Genomic DNA, 19,271 nt, shown 5'->3' on the forward strand with positions numbered 1-19,271 from the left:
ATCCATGAAATTCCCCCACATTCATCTGGGCCGTCGGGCCGCCTGTATTCTCGTTGTGGCCGCCTTTTTCTGTGTCTTTGAGCTTCAGCTTTTCAACTGGCAGATTCTCCAGGGCGATACCTTCGAACAGGAGGCCTTGAGCCACCGTACCGATGCGGTGGAGATCAACGCTGCCCGGGGGGAAATTCTGGACCGGAGGGGAAAGATCCTGGCGGGCAACCATATCGTTTATGAGGTTGTTTACAATGCCCTATATATGGACGATTCCAAGCGAAATTCCACGATCTTGGACGTTGTCGACCTTCTGGAAGAACGAGGGGAGGCATGGCGGGATATCCTGCCCATTGAGCTGGACAGCGAGGGGAACTACCGCTATAAGGAGGGTGAGGAGGATGAGATTGAAACGCTGAAGGGGCCGAACTTTCTCAACCTGGCGGATTATGCCACAGCCGATGACTGCATGAACGAGCTTGCCAAACGCTACCACTATGAGGGGTTTTCTAAAGAGAACACCCGCAAGGTGGTTTCTGTCCGGTACTCCATGACCCAGGACGGCTTCTCCATCAATGATCCCTATGTAATCGCCTCTGGGGTTTCCCCGGAGACAGTGGGGGTTTTCGGGGAATATGCCAACCGCTGGAAGGGCATCGAAACCCGAGTGGGCGTGCAGCGTTATTATGGGGAGGACGGCGCTCTAGCTCCCCATGTGGTAGGCTATACCTGGGGTATCTCCGATAAGCAGCTGGAACGCGCCGAAGAGGACGGCACGGCCTATGACAGCGAAGAAAACATCGCCGGCTATAAGCAGAGCGACTTTATCGGCACAGCGGGGGCGGAAAGCGCCTTCGAGGAAGAGCTGCGGGGTAAACGAGGCCTGCAGGCCATTTTCACCGATGAAAACGGCAATGTCACCTCTACTGCCACCACCATCCAGCCAGAGCAGGGCCACACGGTCCAGCTCACCTTGGACTCGGAACTTCAGCGGGTGGCCAATCTGTCTTTGGCAAAGAACATCCGGGCCAACACCGGGGATGGAAAGGACGGGGCCGTGAACTGCAATGCCGGGGCAGCCGTAGCCGTTGACGTGTCAGACTTCGGGGTGCTGGCCTGTTCCTCCTATCCCACTTATGACGTCAACCGCTTTATTGAGGACAGCGACTACCGGGTGGAGATCAACAACGATAACGAGGGGAAGCCCTCTCTAAACCGTGCCCTCCAAGGTATCTACCCCCCTGGCTCTGTGTTTAAGCCAATGGTAGCCATTGCCGGCTTACAGGAGGAAGAGATTGGCGCGGGAGCCACCATCTATAACTGTGACGGACCTATTACCGGCGTATATGAGCTGGCAGATCTGGAGCTGAAATGCACTGGCAAACACTATTGGGCCAACGTGTATGAGGCCATCTCCGGATCCTGCAACTGCTTCTTCGCCGAACTAGGCGTGCTTTTGGGAATCCGCCGCCTGGACGCCTACGCGGAATATTTTGGTCTGGGAGAAAATACCGGCGTAGAGCTCTATGAGGCCAAGGGCGTCATGTCCAGTCCCCAGGAGTACCGGGAACGCCACACGGATTTGGGCGCGGACTGGACCCAGGGCGTCACCGCCCAAACAGCGATCGGCCAGGCGGACAATATGTTTACCCCGATGCAGCTGGCCTCTTACGCTGCCACCATCGCCAACGGGGGACAGCGCCTGAGCACGCACTTTCTTCAGCAGGTGTTCGACTATTCTGGAGACGAGCTGATCCGCCGGTATCAGTCCCAAGAGCTCTACAATGCAGAGATCAGCGAGGACGTGCTCTCTGTGGTGCGGGAGGCCATGTGCCTTACCGCCACGGAAGGCACCGCCCGCAGCGTTTTTTCCGATTATCCTGTGCGGGTAGCCTGTAAAACAGGAACTGCCGAAACTTCTCCGCTGAGGCTGGAGGACGGAGGCACTCAGGAGCACATTAGCTTTATCTGCTACGCTCCCGCTGACGAGCCCGAAATCGCGGTATCTGTCCTGCTGGAGTATGGCCATGGAGGCCCTTACGCCATGAACGTGGCAAAGGACATCCTGGACTGCTACTTCGGCTTCTACACCTGGGATGAAGAGGGCAACCGCTACAACCAAGAGGGGGATTTGGTGGATGACGACGGCCAGATCGTAAAAACTAAGGAAGAGCTGGAGGAGGAAGCCGCTCAGCGGTCCCCCACGTCCTCTCCCGATCCAGGCGCCACCGCCCAACCGGAAGGCGGCTCCAGCCCTTCTGAAAACGGAGGATCCGTCGAACCTGGTGAGGCCCCCACGCCGTCACCTTCTCCCACTCCGAATCCCGACCGAGGCAGCGCCATTCCAGATACGATTTATACCGGGGCATTCTCCAGCCCCACTCCTGGTGAGGGAGGGGAGTCCGGTGGCGAAAATGAGGACGGGTCTCCAGGGGAGGAGGGAGAAAGCGGCACCACGCCCAAGCCTCCGGGAGACGGTACGCCCTACTATAGCGGGGGAAGCGGTAATGCGGTTCAAAAGAAGGAGGGCGCTTCGCCTGAACCAACTGCGGAGCCATCCGCCTGAAACCAGCATTTCCCGATTTTCCAATACGTTTTCGAGTATACTTAGAGGATCCTTCAGGCTTAATATATACAAAAGAGGCCTTGCATTTTTGTGCAGGGCCTATATAATTTCAAAAGAATAGTATTTGTTTTTGACAAATTCCTTTTGATGTGGTAAGATACTAGATAAGGCGGTGTTTCGCATGGGAATTGCGACTGTTATTACCTCTGGAAAGGGCGGCGTGGGAAAGTCTACCGCCGCAGTGGGTCTGGGCAGGGCGTTGGCCTCCCGGGGCCGCAGGGTTCTGCTGGTAGACTGCGACGCCGGGCTGAGAAGCCTTGACCGAATGACCGGCACAGAAGAAAATCTGGTCTTTGATATCTCTGATGTGGTATTTGGCCGGTGTTCTCCCGCAGAGGCTATCTATCCCTGCGCCAGCTGTCATGGGCTTTTTCTGTTGCCCGCCCCCGCCTGTGGCGAGGACATGGTACTGCCGGCGGTGATGCGCCGTCTGGCCCCGTTGCTGAAAAGCTACTATGACCATGTTCTGCTGGATTCTCCCGCCGGGGTAGACCTGGGGTTCCGCTCGGCTGCCTGCGCCGCTGACCGCGCCCTGGTCCTTTGCAGTCCTGACCCAGTATGTGTGCGCAGCGCGGACACTGTCCGGCGGCTTTTAGAGCAGCTGGAGATTCTGGACAAGCGTCTGATTATCAACCGCTTTGATGGAGTCTTTTTTGATGAAACGGATTTTTACAGCGATCTGGACGGAGTCATCGATAGCTCCGGAATCCAGCTTTTTGGTCTAGTTCCTGAGGATCATCGTTTAGCCGCGGCCTTTTTGAGGGGCCGGCCCGCCCCTCAGGGCTCCCCAGGCATGATGGCCCTTAGCCGTATCGCCGCCCGGCTGGATGGAGAATCGGTGCCCCTGCCGGAGAAATTTTAAGCTGCGGGAGTTTCTGGAAAGCCCATATCATGCTGTTGCATTTTGATATATTTTTAATTTGGGAGGAGTACTCTATGCACATTGCTTTAACTGCTCACGACGCAAAAAAGGAACTAATGGTCCAGTTCTGCATCGCCTACTGCGGAATCCTCAGCCGCCACTCGCTATGCGGCACCGGCACCACCGGCAAGATGATTTCAGAGGCCACGGGGCTCAAGCTCCAGCGGTTCCTCAGCGGCCCCCAGGGCGGCGACCAGCAGATTGCCGCCCGGATTTCCTGCAATGAAATCGACCTGCTGCTATTCTTTCGGGACCCGCTGAATCCCCAGTCCAATGATCCCAGCGCCTTAAACCTCCTTCGCCTGTGCGATATGCACAACATCCCTGTGGCCACCAATATTGCCACCGCCGAGGTTCTGGTCCATGGGCTGGAACGGGGCGATCTGGACTGGCGAGATATCGTAAAGGGCTAAGCGGGAGCGCCTAATTAAAGAAAGGAAAACTCACTATGGATTTGATCACGAAAGCGCCCAAAGGCACGGCGGATCTGGTTCCCGCCGACACCCATCTCTGGCGCCTGGCAGAGCAGGTGCTCATTAGCGAAGCTGAACTGAACGGCTTTGCCGAGATACGCACCCCCGCCTTTGAGCACACAGAGCTTTTCCAGCGGGGCATGGGCGATGTAACCGATGTGGTGGAAAAGCAGATGTATACTTTCGAGGACAAGGCGGGACGGTCCGTCACTCTGCGGCCCGAGGGTACGGCGGGTACCGTGCGGGCCATGCTGGAGAACGGCCTTTACAACGCCGGATACCCGGTAAAGCTCTATTACAACATTCCCTGCTACCGGTATGAGAAGCCGCAGGCCGGCAGGATGCGGGAGTTCCGGACCTTTGGCGTGGAGCTGTTCGGCACGGCGGAACCCATCGCTGACGCCCAGCTGATTGCCTTGGCCATGTCGGCTTTCCGCCGGATGGGTCTGGAGGATGTGGGCTTGCAGCTGAACTCTATCGGCTGCCCAACCTGCCGGAAGGAGTATCACGCCGCCTTAAAGGAGTACTTTTCCGCAAGCAGGGAAAAACTATGCCCCACCTGTCTTTCCCGGCTGGACAGAAATCCCATGCGGATTCTGGACTGCAAAAATCCGGAATGCCAAGAACTGGCCGCCGCCGCGCCCAAAATCACGGAGTACCTGTGTGGGGATTGCCGGCAGCATTTCAGCCAGGTCCAAGCGTATCTGGCCGCTCTGGGGATTGGTTTTACACTGGATCCGGGTTTGGTCCGGGGTCTGGACTACTATACCCGCACGGTGTTTGAGTTTCCCTCTCAAACCCTGGGCTTTGCCCTAGGAGGAGGCGGCCGGTATGATGGCTTGGTGGAGGAGATCGGGGGGCCATCCACCCCGGCGCTGGGGTTTGGCCTGGGCATGGACCGGCTGATGCTGGCCCTCAAAGAACAGCATGTGGATTTTCCGGAGCCGGTAAAATGTGAGGTCTACATTGCGGCCATGGGTCCGGCAGCCCAGGTAAAGGCCCTCACTCTGGTAAACACCCTCCACAGCTGCGGCGTGCCTGCGGACTGCGACATCTGCGGGCGGGGCCTGAAAGCCCAGATGAAATACGCGGGAAAGACCGGGGCCAAATTCAGTATGGTGCTGGGAGAGGACGAACTGGCATCCGGCAAGGCGGTGCTAAAGGATATGTCTACCGGGGAAACCCGCAAAGTGGATATTGGAGACAGCTTTGTGGATGATTATCTTACCTTCAGCACACAGCAGGAGGATCTGCGCTTTTAGCCGCCCGGCTTAAAAATCGGTATATACCGATTTTTAAGTTCGTTTACGATAAATCTGTTTGAGCGAGAAGAAGGGACCCATGGGAGTCTCTTCTTTTTATGAGAAAAACGGGACGGCCCTCAAAGCCATCCCGTTTTTGAAAGAGATCCGCATTACAATTACATAGCTAATTAAGTTCAAAAGAACCTCTTGAACTAGGGGGCAGAGCCGCCGAGCTTAAGAGCCGACTTTGTCGGTTCTTAAGCTAATTTACGATATCAGCGCCTCAAAGGCCAGTCGCTCCGAGCCGTCCTCCACATGAATAATCCCCCGGTATTTCAGGCCGTTTTTCGCCATCACCCGCTGCATGGACTTATTGTCCCGGTGAGTATCCCCTCGAACGGTTTCCACGCCCCGCTCCTTTGCCTGACGTTTCAGCTCGCCGAAGAAAAGGCCGGCCGCTCCCCGGCCTTTTGCACCGCCGTCCACAACCACCCGGTGAAGAAAACCGTACTCCCCCCGGCCCAGCCATGCTCCCTGCTCAATCACGTCATAGGTAGGCTCATGACCAAAATCCAGGCAGGCATAGGCCAATACCCGGCCGTCCTCTTCCAGTACATAGCCGCTTCCGGCGGCAATGTCCGCTAATGCGTTTTCACCGTTAGGGTAGCCGTCCTGCCATTGGTCCACTCCAGCGGCTTTCAGCGCTGCCCGGGCCTGCTCGTAGAGCCCGGCGATGACGGGGACGTCCCGTTCTTTCGCTCTCCGCAGCGCCATCATAGAGCAGCCACGCTTACTGTTCCATCCTGGCCGGTAACGACAATAGCGCTCACCGATCCCCGCTCCACCAGCAGCGCGGCAATTTTATCCTCCACGTCCCGGCGGATAGCATTGCGCAAATCCCTAGCTCCGCTTTTCCCGGCAATGGACTTTTCCGCCAGCACCCGGCAGGCGGACTCATCATATTTCAGCAGAACTCCCTTCTCCTTCAGAGAGCCCACGTACTCCTCCAGCATCAGTCCGGCAATCTTCCGGTAGTCCTCCTGGTCCAGGGGACGGAAAATCACCACCTCGTCGATGCGGCTGAGGAACTCCGGCCGCAGGAACTCCGAGAGAGCCTTTTGGGCCTTTTCACGGCTCATGTCTTCCGCCGTTTTGGCGAAGCCCAGGGCGCCTTCCTTCTTTTCGCTGCCCGCGTTGGAGGTCATGACCACCACGGTGTTCTCGAAGTTCACCGTGCGCCCGTGGGCGTCTGTGATCCGGCCCTCGTCCAAAATCTGCAGCAGGATGTTCATTACATCAGGATGCGCCTTCTCAATCTCATCGAAGAGCAGCACCGAATAGGGCCGGCGGCGCACCTTCTCCGTCAACTGGCCGGCTTCGTCATAGCCCACATAGCCCGGAGGGGAGCCAATAATCTTGGAGACGGAATGCTTCTCCATAAATTCTGACATATCCAGGCGGATCATGGTTTCCGGCGCGTCAAAGAGCTCCTCAGAGAGCACTCGGACCAGCTCGGTTTTCCCTGTGCCTGTAGGGCCCACAAAGATGAAGGACGCAGGCCTGCGCCGGGGGCTGATCTGTACCCGACTGCGGCGCACAGCTGCGGATACGGCCCGGATGGCCTCCTCCTGGCCAATGATCCGCTTCCCCAGCACACTTTCCAGCCCGGCCAGCTTCTGAAGGTCCCCTTCTTCGATTTTCGACGCGGGAATCCCGGTCCACAGCTCGATCACATAGGCCAGGTCCTGCTCCTCCACCGGAGAGAATACACCCTCACCTCGCAGGCGGTCCAGCCCCTCCTCCAGGGTGGCGATCCGGTAGTGAGTTTTTGCCAGCTCCTCATAGTCCACTGTGACGCTGCTGGGATTGGAAAGGTCCTGCTCCCGCACCCGTTCCCGGTTCAGGTTCATCTCCATCTCGTCATATTCTTCCAGACGCTTGTTGCGCAGGGCGGCGCAGGCACAGGCCTCGTCTAAGAGATCGATGGCCTTATCCGGGAGATACCGGTCGTTGATGTACCGCTCCGCCAGCACCACAATCCGCCGGGCAATCTCCTCGGAGACCGTCACCCGGTGATAGCTCTCATAATAGCTCTTGATGCCCAGAATCACCTGGGCCGCATCCTCGATGGAGGGCTCGTTCACAGTCACCGGCTGGAACCGCCGTTCCAGAGCCGCGTCCTTCTCGATATATTTCCGGTACTCGTTAAAGGTGGTGGCCCCGATCACCTGGATCTCTCCCCGGGATAGGGCGGGTTTCAGGATATTAGCGGCGTTCATGCTCCCCTCGGCGTCCCCGGTGCCCACCAGATTGTGCACCTCGTCGATAAAGAGGATCACGTTGCCATCGGCCTTCACCTCGTCCACCAGACCCTTGATCCGGCTCTCGAATTGCCCCCGGAACTGGGTGCCGGCCACCAGGGCGGTGAGGTCCAGCAGCTGGATCTCCTTCTCCCGGAGCTTGGCGGGAACCTTCCCCTGGGCGATGCGCAGGGCCAGCCCCTCCGCCACAGCGGTTTTGCCCACGCCGGGTTCGCCGATGAGGCAGGGATTGTTCTTGGTCCGGCGGGAGAGGATCTGGATCACCCGCTGGATCTCCTTCTCCCGGCCGATGATGGCGTCCAGCTCTCCCGCCCGGGCCCGGCCGGTGAGGTCCGTGCAGTAGTTCTGGATATGCTTGCGCTTTTTCTTGTGGACGTTCTCCCGCTTTTCCGCAGTACGGTAGCCCGCGCCTTCCCGAGGGGGGCGGCCTAAAAGCATATCTGTTGGCAGTGTTGCCGCGCCGCCTGGAGAGAAATCGTCATCATCGCCATCCTCCCCGGCTTCCTGGGCATCCATGCGCATCATCTGGGTCATCTGCTCTGTGGCCTCCTGGAGCTCTTCATCCGTCATACCAGTCTGCTGCTTGAGAGTGTTCATCATATTGTCCATCAAGTCGTTTACCGGCTTAATGCCCAATTCCTTAGCACAGACAAAACAGTAGCCCTTGATATCCCTTCCGTCGCTGGACTGGGACACAAACACTGTCGCCGGTCTTTTATGGCATCGTGTACACAGCATCATCATTGCGATTTCCTTTCTGAAAAGAGGGCCCTAACCAGTCCCCGAAGCTCTTATCGTATATGTTGTGAAAGTCATACGGAGTGGCCTCCGTCGCAAAGGGCGCGACTACGGCAAGGTCGTGGGACTCCGCGAGTCTCAGCTGCCGCTTCGGTCGGTTCGCAGCTTGTCTGCCACTGGCAGACGCTCACCCCCACACCCCCGCCAGCTTAAGACCAGCTGGACCGGTCAATGCTGTCCAGGGTAAAAGTTTCGTCAACCTTTTCAAAGGTTGCAGGGTGTGCCTTAGCAGCGTCCCACGGTCTTGCCCTTAAACTCCTGAGAAGCGCAATTTTGCGGGTGGTGAATAACAGTTAATCATCGTTTCACTCGATTAACTGTCCGAGTTTTGCTTTGCAAAACATCGGCAAGAGGGGAGCGGAGAGTTCATCTCGTATAACGAGATGAATCTCTTTTGCAACTGAATAAAAAGCTCCCCTAGTACCGGAACCAGCCAGCTCTGGGCGGAGTATCCCAGCTTGGCGAGTTTTGCGTAGCAAAACTCATGACACACCGCGAAACCCAGCCAACTCCTTTCACTTTGCTTGGCGCGGTGTGCCCGGCCCTGTGCTCCGCAATCAGCCAGCGCACGCACCCACGCGCCCATATAAAATATTCATTCTCAAAAAGCATAACAAAACGCAGTTCAAATATTCGAAAGAATCTGAACCGTATTAACTATACTATTCGAGAGTCAAGCGGCTTCGCACGCTTACTCTCGAAAAGTATACCACAATCCTCGCCCGGAATGATTAACAACCTTTTAACATTTCCGCTCCGGGGCCCCTTCTTACAGATGAAAAAACTGGCTCCCCTGGAAAAAAGGGCGAATCCCGCCCTTATCAACCCAGTGGACTCTTCCCGTATGCGAGGCCTCCCCGTCCGCCAGGAAAATGGCGCTGTCGTCCTCCATGGCGCAGAGCGGCAGTTCCTGGGAAACTTTCAGTAAAGTTGACAGTACCGTTTCGTCGTCAGGTGAAAAGTGCGGCTTAACCGTAATATCAGCCAGCCCTAGGCCCTCATAGGGAACCAGGGACTCCTTGGTGTCCAGGGAGCGTTTGGCCATGTTGATCGATCCGGCGCTGATGCCCAGTACTACCGGCGGGAAATCACAGATCGCGGCATCCAGACCCGCGTCCCGTATCAGGCGCATTTGCAGCCCCGGGTGGCCGCCCATGAGAAAAACGCAGGAGGCCTCCTGAATCAGACGGACAGCCTGAGCTGCTTCCATCCGGTTGTCAATGACATCATGATGCAGAAAGTCCAGGCCGTACTCTAAAAACATATCGTACATGCCGGCGCAGTCGCTGTCGTTCCTTTCGTAATCGCCTGGCCATGCGCTCACAAAAACCAGGCTGTCCCGCTGTGTCATTTCCCTAGCAAGCCGCCCGGCCACGTCCCGGGGAAAATGGCGGCTGGGAAATCCACTGAAAAATCCCAATAGACGGTGCTCCATACCTGTTACCCCCTGCGCGTAATCTGCGGCTGTTCCTCCGGTTCCCCGTCCCGCAGGATGGAAAGAAAGATCTGGAAATACCGGAAGGCCGCGTAAGCCATCATCAGCCCGGTGAGCCCCAGCATGATATAGGCCGCGATGTTGAAGGTGTTGGGCTTCATCAGGCCCACCCAGTCCATGGCTACAATGGCCGATACCGACACATAAAACATCACGGTGGCCACTTTGCCGTACCATTTGGCGGCGCAGGGACGCTTATGCTTTTTCAGCAGCACCAGGGCACAGCAAAGCATCAGCAGCTCTTTGAGAATAAATAGTAACAAAAGCAAGCGGATAGCCGGAAACCGGATAGCGATGCACAGGGCCACCACACCTTGGGTGAGTTTATCTGCAAAGGGGTCCAGCATTTTGCCCAAATCGGTAATCTGGTTAAATTTTCGGGCGACCAGGCCGTCCAGCATATCCGTCAGGCCCGATACCACCAGCAAGACCGCAGCCTGGGCCACATGCCCCTGCAAATAGCGCCACGCAAAAAAGGGCACGATCAAAATTCGCAGCAGGGACATGGCGTTGGGCACGGTCAAAATTTGATGTGAGGCGTTTCTTTCTTGGGGCATGATGTTCCCTTTCTTCTTTTCCCAAATTCTTTTCCATATCTGCCAAGCGGCGCGAAGCCGCCACTATCGATTCGAAAGCATCCTCTTTTCCTGGTCAGCTGAAAAGCCCACGCAGGGGATTCAAGCGGATCAGCGTCCCCGCAAGGAAGGAGCTGTCCAGGGCGCCGTTGATCTGCTGCTGCATGCCCTCGTCCAGCATGGGCATAAATACCAGCAGAGCCGCAACCACGATCCACACGCTGACCATGGCCAGCAAGAAACCAAAAATCCCTCCCAGCAGGCCGTCCAACTGGTGGATGATGGGCAGGCGGAGCATTCTGGACACCACCCCCGCCAATATCCGGACGAGAGTCATAAACAGGGAGAAGAGAACAATTACCACAAGCACTTTCAGGAAGTTTACAAAAACGGGGGATAGGTAGTCGGTAATCAACTGGGCGGCCTGGCCGGTTTGCACCCCGATTCCTCCGGTAATAGAGGCGGCGGTTACCCCGGCCTCTTCTAGAGCACGCACCAAAAAGTCCGGCAAAGAGGCTATGATCTGCTCTACAGCGGCGGCGGCGTTTTCGGCTCCCAGCCCTTGCAGGGAATCGCTGATTTTTTCCACCATAGCCTGCCGGAACAGACTATCAAACAGCCACTGGGCTACCACGCCCCCCAGGGCCGAGGCCAGACACGCGGCAATCACCGCGCCCAAAAAATGTACCACCGACCGGATAAAACCTCTCTGCACGCCGATTAACACGCAAAGCAGGCATATCCCTAAGATAATCCCATCCAGCGCATATCCCATTGGTATTCCTCCTTTTGCTTGAAAGCCATACGGTGTGTCCCTCTCTGCCCACAGAAGCGTTTCGCTTTTACACTCCACTTCTGAAAAGCGCGCGGTTTAAACGGAAAAAAGGCTCCGTATTCTCCGGCCCCCGCCGTTCCAAACGCGGATACGGCTTATATTGTAACACATTTTCTCCCGTTCCACAAGAGCTAACCCCTTACAGTTCTCTTTCAAAACTCCCAAAATTCTCTTCTGTCCGCCTATTCGATTTCCGCCTCCCGCACCTCGCTGACGCCTAAAATATATGCCTTGCGTTCACTGGCCAAAGCCAGGCTTTTGGCATCGGATCCCGCGTCTGCCTGGCCCAGTTCCATTCCGGTAGTATAGTCCCGGAACACCGCTTGATTTCCCGCCAGTACGCCCACCGTGCCTCCGGACACAGAAATGGCCTCAATCCGTTCACTCAGCTCCATGCGCACGGGGTTGTTCTCTCCATAAGCCTCGTTTCCGTTAAAGGCCAGCAGGGTGCTGGCCCCCGCGTGCTCATAGGCAGAAATGGAGAGGAAGGCCCGGCCGGAATCCAGGCAGAAAGCGGTCAGCTGCCTGCCCTGATAGTCGAATTCGGTAAACTGGTAGTCCGCAGATTTTCCTGTCACCAGCGCGCCGTCTCCCACACCGTAGATCACTCCGTTTTCTCCCCAATAGGCCGCCAACAGCATGTTGCTCCGCGTCTCAAACTGGGACACAGGCTCGGTCTGGGTGAAATCCAGAATGGTCACTTTGGAAACCATCTCCCCTTTTTCGCTGCGCACTGTGCATACCGCTCCAAACGTACCGTCATAGTTCATGGCGATTGCGGTTATGTAGTCGTCGGCAAAGGGATATTCATATTGCAGGCTGCCATCCTTGAGAAACACTTGCAGCTTGGAGGCTCCGTGGGCCCCCTCCAACCCCAGCGCAAAGCTCCCCTGGGGAGAAACGCATCCGGTAATGATATCCCTTTCCGCTATGCTGTTTACCACAGTCTGCCCCCCCGAAATCACCATATATCCTGTACTCCCCTGGTTGTACAGCAGGTATTTCCCTCCCGCGGCCTGGAGTATCGGCTGGCTGAGGCTGTGCTGAATGGACGCTTCTTGGGCGCCCCGGCTGTTGATAGAGGTAAAAGCCGTATTGCTCAGCATCACCGCCGAGCCGTTGCGGCACATAAAGTTCCTTGGGTACACGTTAGCCCCCGTAATCTGCACTGGAAAGCCGTCTCCGTTCTCTTCCCCTCGAATTTGCAGCACCGCCCATTCCTTCAGGGTATCCCAGTTTAGGTATTCCCTGTTCATCCACAATGACAAGCCAATGACCACCGCCAGCAGTACCAGGCAAATGTGATACACTGCTTTCGGCAGGTGGCGCTGTTCCCGTTTCTGGTGCTGGTCCTCTTCCCCCTCCGCCAGAAAGTCCTCCCCGGCCTCGCTGTCATATTCATATTGGACTTTCGGCTGCTCTATACCTTGGTCCGGCCGGTAGTCCTTCAGGTGGATGACTTTGGTCTCCTGATGCTTGCTATGTTTTGCCATTTCTTCCCTTTCCTTCTATGCCTGGCGGCCTTACGGAGCCAAACCGCCGAGGTCGCTCCCTTTCGTTCTCTATTCCTCATAAAATACACGGTTCAGATATAATCCGCAGGCCGGAGCGGTAGGCCCCGCAGCCGCCCGGTCCTTGGCGGCAAGAATCTCCGGGATATCCCCGGGGCAGAGCTTTCTCTGCTGGACCCGGAGCAGGGTGCCAACCATGATGCGTACCATGTTGTATAAAAAACCATCCGCCGCCACAGTGAATATTACCAGGTCCCCCCGGCGCTCTACCCTGGATTCTGTGACAGTACGGGTCAGGTCTCCTTTTTCCCGCCGGTCCAGGGTACAAAAAGAAGTGAAGTCATGGGTCCCCAGGTACTGTTTTGCGGCCCGGTCCAGCAGGTCAGCATCTATGGGATACCAGTAGTGCAGGGCGCGGTCCCGCAAAAACGGTTCCCGCACCGGGTGGTTCCAGATCTCATAGCAATACTCCTTGCCCTTGCAGCTATACCGGGCATGGAATTCTCCAGGGACCTCCCGGCAGGCTTTTACCGCGATATCTTCCGGAAGCCAGTGGTTCAAGGCGGCCGTCATCCGCTCTGGGGAGATCCGGCTCTCAGTCTGGAGGCTCAGGCAGAACGCCCGGGCGTGGACCCCGGTGTCCGTGCGGGAGCAGGCTTTCAGGTCCTCCCGCAGGCCTGTGGCCTTGAAGAGGGCCTCCTGAAAGGCCCCCTGTACCGTTTGGGCATTTTCCTGGATCTGCCAGCCGTGATAATTCGTGCCATCATAGGCAATGGTGAAAAGCAGATTGCGCATAGGCAGCGCTCCTTTCTCCGCCGCGCCGGGGCAAGGGGATGCGAAGCCTTCACATGGGCTTCAAATTCCTGTTAAGCCTATCTGTCATCCAGGCGATCCGCCTCTCCCGCCCGGCATCAGTCTTTGCGTCAAAATATGCCCGGGTATAGGTTTTCTGAACGGACGGGGGCATAGCCAGAAAGTTTGTATACGCGGGCTCATTCCCCTCCAGCAGCGCGGAAACCTGGGCGATCTGCTCTTCTGTCACCGCCATGGGTCTGGGCGCCTTCCACAGGCCGTTCTTTTTCGCTTCTTCTATTTTCGCTCGGCCGAAGTCAGTCATAAGCCCCTGCTCTTCCAGACTTTTGGCCAGCGCTTTATTCTTTTCCGACCATGTGCTCTTCTCCCTGCGCATGGAAAAATATTTCCGATACGTCTTGCTGCCAAGACTTTGCATCTGCCCATCGATCCATCCAAAGCAAAGCGCCTCTTCCAGAGCCTCTCCTGCCTTTATGGTTTTTGGACCGCCGGCTTTGCCGAACAAGAGCCAGACGCCGGGGCTTGTCCGGCAATTCTTAGAAAGCCATTTCCGGAATTCCTCCCTGCTGGAAAACTCCATCGTTCCGCTCATGTCCTCTCCTCCTTACCGCGCGATGGACGGCGCGAACAGATTCAGCAGCACGAACCCGGCCAGCACGGCCACTGCCGAGCTGAGCACCAGCCAATCCACTGTGCCGAAATGGAGCTGCTTCATCTTGGTGCGGCCCTCGCCGCCCTGATAGCACCGGCTTTCCATGGCTGTGGCCAGATCAAAGGCCCGGCGGAAAGCCGACACGAACAGGGGGATCAGCACCGGCACCAGGGCCCGGATTCTCTGGATGATCCCGCCGCTTTCCATATCCGCCCCCCGGGCCTTCTGGGCACTCATGATCTTATCCGTCTCCTCCAGCAGCAGAGGCACGAACCGCAGGGCAATTGTCATCATCATGGCGAACTCATGCACCGGCACCCGCAGCTTAGAGAGGGGCCGCAGCAGCCGCTCAATGGCGTCGGTGAGCTGGGTAGGGGAGGTGGTGAAGGTGAGCACCGAGCTGGCCAAGATTAGCACGATGATCCGGATGGACACAAACAGGCAGTTCAGAAGGCCGTTTTGGGTGATTTTGAAAGGCCCTAGCTGCCAGAGAGGTTCGCCGGTCCCATAGAAGATGTTCAGCACCGCCGTGAATATGATGATGAACAAAATCGGCTTTAAGCTGCGAAGATAGAGTTTCACCGGGATTCTGGACATGACCATGCCCAGGGCAATATATCCCACTGCCAGAGCCAGGGAAAAGAAATTTCCGGCTGAGAAAATCAACACAATGGCAAATACCGTCAGGCAGATTTTTAGCCGGGGGTCTGCTTTGTGCAGCACAGATGCCGCCGGGAAATACTGGCCCAGGGTGATGTCAGAGAGCACGGGCGCTTCCTCCTTTCTCCTTGAAATAGGGGATCAGCTGCTTGAGGGCGTGGTCTACCGTGAGGGTGGCCGGGTCTACCGGACAGCCCAGCTTCCCAAGCTCCTGCATGATCTTGGTGATCTGGGGCACCCGCAGCCCCATGGCCTCCAGGGCCTCCCCCTGGGAGAACACCTCCCGGGTGGGGGCCAGGTAGGCCTTATGCCCGCCGTTCATCACCAGAATCCGGTCCGCCGTGCGGCCGATGTCCTCCATGCTGTGGGACACCAGCAGCACCGTATTGCCCCGCTCCCGGTGGTACTGACTGATCTGGGCCAGCAGCACGTCTCGGCCCCGGGGGTCCAGCCCGGCGGTGGGCTCGTCCAGGATCAGCACCTCCGGGTCCATGGCGATCACCCCGGCGATGGCCGCCCGGCGTTTTTCGCCCCCGGACAGCTCAAAGGGAGACTTCTCCAGCAGCTCCTCTTTCAGGCCGGTAAAGCGCGCCGCCTCAAGGGCCCGGTTCCTGGCCTGCTGGTCGTCGAGGCCCTGGTTTTTGGGGCCGAACATGATGTCTTTCAGCACCGTCTCCTCAAAGAGCTGGTACTCCGGATACTGGAACACCATGCCCACCTGAAAGCGCACCGCCCGGATTTTCTTGGGCTCCACCCAAATATCCCGCCCCTCTAGGAGTACCTGGCCGGAGGTGGGCCGGATGAGGCCGTTGAGCATCTGGATCAAGGTGGACTTGCCGCTGCCCGTGTGGCCGATGACGCCGATGAACTCCCCTTTTTCAATGGCGATGGACACGTCCTCCACAGCGGTTTTCTCAAAGGGCGTGCCCTGGCCGTAGATATATGTGAGGTTTTTGGTTTCTAAAATTGGCATGATAAGCCGCCTCCGCTTCCCGTGTTATGGGGATACAAACTAGAATTTATTTGCTTTTTTGTTCTTGCAATAATAAACGATCAATATAAAGCCAAAAGAAATAAGCTGGGCGACCATAATGCGGACAATCTGTAATTCGTCCGCGCCCTTTAGAGAGACGACGTGCAGCATATTTGTGGCAACAGTATTATTGAATAGATGATCGCCAAGTCCTGCCCATATACTCCCGGTCATGCGGGTAAGAAGTCTCCATTTGATTCCCATAATTCCGGCAAGAATGATATAGCCGATACTCATTAGGACCATTGCCGCCAATAGGGGTCCTTGGGGCAGTCCGGATCCGCCCGGGATCCCACCAGCAGCACGGCGCGGATGTTCCCGTCCTCCCGGGCTACCCGCAGAATCAGGTCCAGCATCTCCTCCGGCGTCCTCATAGAACGGGTCCCTCCCCCGCCTTCAGAGCCGCCCGAAACAGCTCCAGGCATTCCTCCACGGAGAGGGGCGAGCCGCCCAGATCCACCCCCGCCGCCTTCAGCCGGTAGCAGAGCTCCGTGGCCTGGGGCACGTCCAGGCCGTGGCGCTTCAGGCGCTCCACGTCGCTGAACACCTGCCGGGGGGCGCCGTCCATGAGCACCCGGCCCTCGTCCATCACCACCACCCGGCCGGCCTGGACCGCCTCGTCCATATAGTGGGTGATGAGGATGATAGTGATGCCCTTCTCCCGATTCAGCTTCTGGATGGTGTCCATGACCTCCGTGCGGCCCCGGGGGTCCAGCATGGCGGTGGGCTCGTCCAGCACAATGCACCGGGTCTCCATGGCGATCACCCCCGCGATGGCCACCCGCTGCTTCTGCCCGCCGGACAGCTTGTGGGGGGCGTGGGTCCGGTAGTGGTACATGTCCACGGCCTTGAGGGCCTCGTCCACCCGGCGGCGAATCTCCACAGGGGGCACTCCCAGGTTCTCTGGACCGAAGGCCACGTCCTCCTCCACCACGCCGGCCACCAGCTGGTTGTCCGGATTCTGGAGCACCAGCCCCACCTGACGGCGCACCTCCATCTGCCGGTCCTCCAGACGGGTATCCACCCCGCCCACCGTGAGGGCGCCCCCATCCGGGACCAGCATCCCGTTGAAGAGCTTGGCCATGGTGGACTTGCCGCAGCCGTTATGCCCCAGCAGGGCCACGAACTCCCCCTGTTCAATGTCCAGGTCGATCCCGTGCAGAACCTCTCTGGCCGCGCCCTCCTCCGTGTCATAGGAGAAGCGCACGCCCCGCGCCTCTATAAACGCCAAATTTTTCCCCTCCATTCTCATTCCGGCCGCAGACAGGTTCTTAGTCAAACTGCGCGGACCAGTTCTCCGCTTGATACGACTGAAAGCACATATGAACCTGTTCCTCGTTGCATTTTGCCTCCGCCAAGGGGGGCAGCTCTTCCAAGGAAAAGTACCCGCTTTTCGTGGTCTCAAGATTGGGTGTGAAGCCGCCTCCAAGCAGCTCGCACAGATAGAAAATCTTCACCACGCCATAGGCGTAAGGGGGCTGATTGTGCTTGTCGCGGTCCTGCACGGAAATCAGCCTCTTCACCGCCACATGGACCCCGGCCTCTTCCCTGGCTTCCTTCACCGTGTTTTCTGCGGGAGACAGGTTATACTCACACCACCCGCCCGGCATGGACCAGAGCCCGTCCCGCTCCTGGACCAAGAGAATCTTCCCGTCTTGAAAGACAGCCGCCCGGGTATCCACCTTGGGCGTCTGGTATCCCGTATCATTGCAGAACAAGCCCTGAACGGTTTTTACCGGAATGCCCGTCCTGTCCGCCAGCATTTCAGCGGAGATCTCCCGGATTCTCCCATACCTCTCCTGATCAAAGGGATCCCTGCCGTAAAACAGCCCGGCCTGCGCCAGGCTCTGGAGCTCCTTGGCCCACTCGATGATTTGATCCTTCATACCCGCAGCTTCCTCCCACACGCCGGACAAGGCCAGCCTCTGGCGCAATTCTGTCATGGCCTCTTCTGCTTCTTCCACCAAGTATAACAGCCCGAGAGGAAAAAGTCCAGAAAGAGAATCAAATACAGGGGCAGCACGGGCACATGGGTCAGGTGCTGCTTTGCCGTGTGCTCCACCATGGAATAGAACAGGGCCACCATCAGCGCCGCCAGCAGGAACCACTCCATGGCCTTCACCTGCCGGCCGGAGCCGCCCTTTGTGGCGCTGCGGACCATCAGGCCCACCAGCACCGTGACACCGATGGCCCCCCAGGCCAGATACTGCACGATCTTCCCGCCGTTCCACATCCACTCGTAGATCATGGACAGGATCCAGGCCACGGCCGCCGCCAGATAGCTCCACTTCTGCATACCGCAATCCTCCTTTCCCCTAATCCCCGCCGCCCGGCCCATTCTCCGAATGGGCCTCACCCGGGAAAGGTGTTCCGCCTGCGGCGGGACCCCTTTCCCGGGGAGCATTTGCGAAGCAAATGCGGGCGGCGGGGGCTAGCGTCCCTCTCCCTGCCAGATGGCCGTGTTCCCGCAGGGCAGAACCATCCCCGTGGCGGTCACTGGCAGGCCGATCTCCTCCGCCGACACCCTTCCCCCCAGCCGGGGCTTCAGCAGCACGGTCAGAAGATACTCCATCACCGCCGGGGAGAGCCCCGTGGTGTAGGAGTTCAGAATCAAAAAGAGCGGCCTTTCCGAGAGGAGCTCCAGACACAGGCGCAGAAGCCCGTCCAGCTGCTCCTCCAGCTTCCAGACTTCCCCCCCAGGCCCCCGGCCATAGGAGGGCGGGTCCATGATGATCCCATCGTAGGTGTTCCCCCGGCGGCGCTCCCGCTGGGCAAACTTCACGCAGTCATCCACCAGCCAGCGCACCGGCCTGTCCGCCAGATCCGAGGCCGCCGCGTTTTCCTTTGCCCACTGGACCATGCCCTTCGCCGCGTCCACATGGGTGACCGCCGCCCCCGCCTTCATGCAGGCCAGGGTGGCCGCCCCGGTGTAGCCGAACAGGTTCAGCACCTTCACCGGCCGTCCGGCCTCCCGGATCTTCTCCATGGCGAAGGCCCAGTTCACTGCCTGCTCCGGGAAAAGCCCCGTGTGCTTGAAGCCCATGGGCTTCAGCCGGAAGCTGAGCCCCCGCCAGCCGATCTGCCAGACGTCCGGGATTTTTTTGTAGGCCTCCCAGTGGCCGCCCCCCTTGTTGGACCGGAAATACCGTGCGTGGGCGTCCTGCCAGCGGGGGTCCCGCTTTTCGCTGTTCCAGATGATCTGCGGGTCCGGCCGGATCAGGAGGATGTCCCCCCAGCGTTCCAGCCGCTCACCCGCCGACGTGTCGATCAGCTCATAGTCCTTCCACTCCGCCGTCCTCATGCTCCACACTCCTCCTCATCC

The 19,271-nt window shown here is 58.1% G+C and carries 20 protein-coding genes; 4 read left to right on the plus strand and 16 right to left on the minus strand.

Annotation, left to right across the window (positions count from 1 at the left end; genetic code table 11):
* The first annotated feature begins 4 nt into the window (after positions 1-4).
* The 4 genes from D7X94_RS09020 to hisS all read left to right on the plus strand — a co-directional run bounded on the left by D7X94_RS09020 (position 5) and on the right by hisS (position 5,274).
* Positions 5-2,557, plus strand: coding sequence for a penicillin-binding transpeptidase domain-containing protein (locus tag D7X94_RS09020; protein ID WP_120427387.1), 2,553 nt, complete (start codon positions 5-7; stop codon positions 2,555-2,557).
* 181 nt (positions 2,558-2,738) lie between these two features.
* Positions 2,739-3,479 carry a nucleotide-binding protein gene (locus tag D7X94_RS09025; protein WP_120427388.1) on the plus strand — a complete coding sequence of 247 codons (741 nt, stop codon included), beginning with the start codon at positions 2,739-2,741 and terminating at the stop codon, positions 3,477-3,479.
* Positions 3,480-3,553: 74 nt separating this feature from the next.
* Positions 3,554-3,952 (plus strand): methylglyoxal synthase, encoded by a 399-nt coding sequence (locus D7X94_RS09030; protein ID WP_120427389.1) that lies wholly within the window; start codon positions 3,554-3,556, stop codon positions 3,950-3,952.
* A 35-nt stretch (positions 3,953-3,987) separates the two neighbouring features.
* On the plus strand, positions 3,988-5,274 hold the full coding sequence (gene hisS / locus D7X94_RS09035; protein WP_120427390.1) for a histidine--tRNA ligase: 1,287 nt from the start codon (positions 3,988-3,990) through the stop codon (positions 5,272-5,274).
* Between the two features lie 249 nt (positions 5,275-5,523).
* On the opposite strand, the gene D7X94_RS09040 is transcribed toward hisS, so the two are convergent.
* The 16 genes from D7X94_RS09040 to D7X94_RS09120 form a co-directional block, all read right to left on the minus strand.
* Positions 5,524-6,033, minus strand: a complete 510-nt coding sequence (locus tag D7X94_RS09040) for a GNAT family N-acetyltransferase (RefSeq protein WP_120427391.1) — start codon at positions 6,031-6,033, stop codon at positions 5,524-5,526.
* The gene (locus D7X94_RS09045) at positions 6,030-8,315 is read right to left on the minus strand and encodes an ATP-dependent Clp protease ATP-binding subunit (protein WP_120427429.1); all 2,286 of its coding nucleotides are present in this window, start codon (positions 8,313-8,315) and stop codon (positions 6,030-6,032) included. Before D7X94_RS09045 ends, D7X94_RS09040 begins: the two co-directional genes overlap by 4 nt.
* A gap of 829 nt (positions 8,316-9,144) precedes the next feature.
* A complete protein-coding gene (locus tag D7X94_RS09055) occupies positions 9,145-9,810 on the minus strand; it encodes a Type 1 glutamine amidotransferase-like domain-containing protein (RefSeq protein ID WP_158590965.1) in 666 nt (221 codons plus the stop codon).
* A gap of 5 nt (positions 9,811-9,815) precedes the next feature.
* Positions 9,816-10,427 carry a CDP-alcohol phosphatidyltransferase family protein gene (locus D7X94_RS09060; protein ID WP_120427394.1) on the minus strand — a complete coding sequence of 204 codons (612 nt, stop codon included), beginning with the start codon at positions 10,425-10,427 and terminating at the stop codon, positions 9,816-9,818.
* A gap of 94 nt (positions 10,428-10,521) precedes the next feature.
* Positions 10,522-11,220, minus strand: a complete 699-nt coding sequence (locus D7X94_RS09065) for a CvpA family protein (RefSeq protein ID WP_120427395.1) — start codon at positions 11,218-11,220, stop codon at positions 10,522-10,524.
* A gap of 242 nt (positions 11,221-11,462) precedes the next feature.
* Entirely contained in the window at positions 11,463-12,773 is a 1,311-nt protein-coding gene (locus tag D7X94_RS09070) for a DUF5711 family protein (protein WP_120427396.1), read from the minus strand.
* Between the two features lie 69 nt (positions 12,774-12,842).
* Entirely contained in the window at positions 12,843-13,586 is a 744-nt protein-coding gene (truA, locus tag D7X94_RS09075; RefSeq protein ID WP_120427397.1) for a tRNA pseudouridine(38-40) synthase TruA, read from the minus strand.
* A 49-nt stretch (positions 13,587-13,635) separates the two neighbouring features.
* Complete coding sequence (locus D7X94_RS09080) at positions 13,636-14,196, minus strand: YdeI/OmpD-associated family protein (protein WP_120427398.1); 561 nt, start codon at positions 14,194-14,196, stop codon at positions 13,636-13,638.
* Positions 14,197-14,208: 12 nt separating this feature from the next.
* A complete protein-coding gene (locus D7X94_RS09085) occupies positions 14,209-15,024 on the minus strand; it encodes an energy-coupling factor transporter transmembrane component T family protein (RefSeq protein WP_120427399.1) in 816 nt (271 codons plus the stop codon).
* On the minus strand, positions 15,014-15,889 hold the full coding sequence (locus D7X94_RS09090; RefSeq protein ID WP_120427400.1) for an energy-coupling factor transporter ATPase: 876 nt from the start codon (positions 15,887-15,889) through the stop codon (positions 15,014-15,016). The genes D7X94_RS09085 and D7X94_RS09090 overlap by 11 nt, the downstream gene beginning before the upstream one ends.
* Before the next feature lie 39 nt (positions 15,890-15,928).
* The gene (locus D7X94_RS09095) at positions 15,929-16,186 is read right to left on the minus strand and encodes a hypothetical protein (protein ID WP_243111239.1); all 258 of its coding nucleotides are present in this window, start codon (positions 16,184-16,186) and stop codon (positions 15,929-15,931) included.
* The gene (locus tag D7X94_RS09100) at positions 16,186-16,323 is read right to left on the minus strand and encodes an aminoglycoside 6-adenylyltransferase (protein ID WP_158590966.1); all 138 of its coding nucleotides are present in this window, start codon (positions 16,321-16,323) and stop codon (positions 16,186-16,188) included. Before D7X94_RS09100 ends, D7X94_RS09095 begins: the two co-directional genes overlap by 1 nt.
* Positions 16,320-17,201, minus strand: coding sequence for an energy-coupling factor transporter ATPase (locus tag D7X94_RS09105; protein WP_120427430.1), 882 nt, complete (start codon positions 17,199-17,201; stop codon positions 16,320-16,322). The genes D7X94_RS09100 and D7X94_RS09105 overlap by 4 nt, the downstream gene beginning before the upstream one ends.
* Positions 17,202-17,220: 19 nt before the next feature.
* Positions 17,221-17,913, minus strand: coding sequence for an NUDIX hydrolase N-terminal domain-containing protein (locus D7X94_RS09110; protein WP_442857896.1), 693 nt, complete (start codon positions 17,911-17,913; stop codon positions 17,221-17,223).
* A complete protein-coding gene (locus tag D7X94_RS09115; RefSeq protein WP_120427402.1) occupies positions 17,889-18,245 on the minus strand; it encodes a hypothetical protein in 357 nt (118 codons plus the stop codon). Before D7X94_RS09115 ends, D7X94_RS09110 begins: the two co-directional genes overlap by 25 nt.
* Before the next feature lie 135 nt (positions 18,246-18,380).
* Positions 18,381-19,250, minus strand: coding sequence for a class I SAM-dependent methyltransferase (locus D7X94_RS09120; protein ID WP_120427403.1), 870 nt, complete (start codon positions 19,248-19,250; stop codon positions 18,381-18,383).
* Between the last annotated feature and the right edge of the window lie 21 nt (positions 19,251-19,271).

This window comes from Acutalibacter sp. 1XD8-33, assembly GCF_003612555.1.
In the GTDB taxonomy this organism is placed as follows: Bacteria; Bacillota; Clostridia; order Oscillospirales; family Acutalibacteraceae; genus Acutalibacter.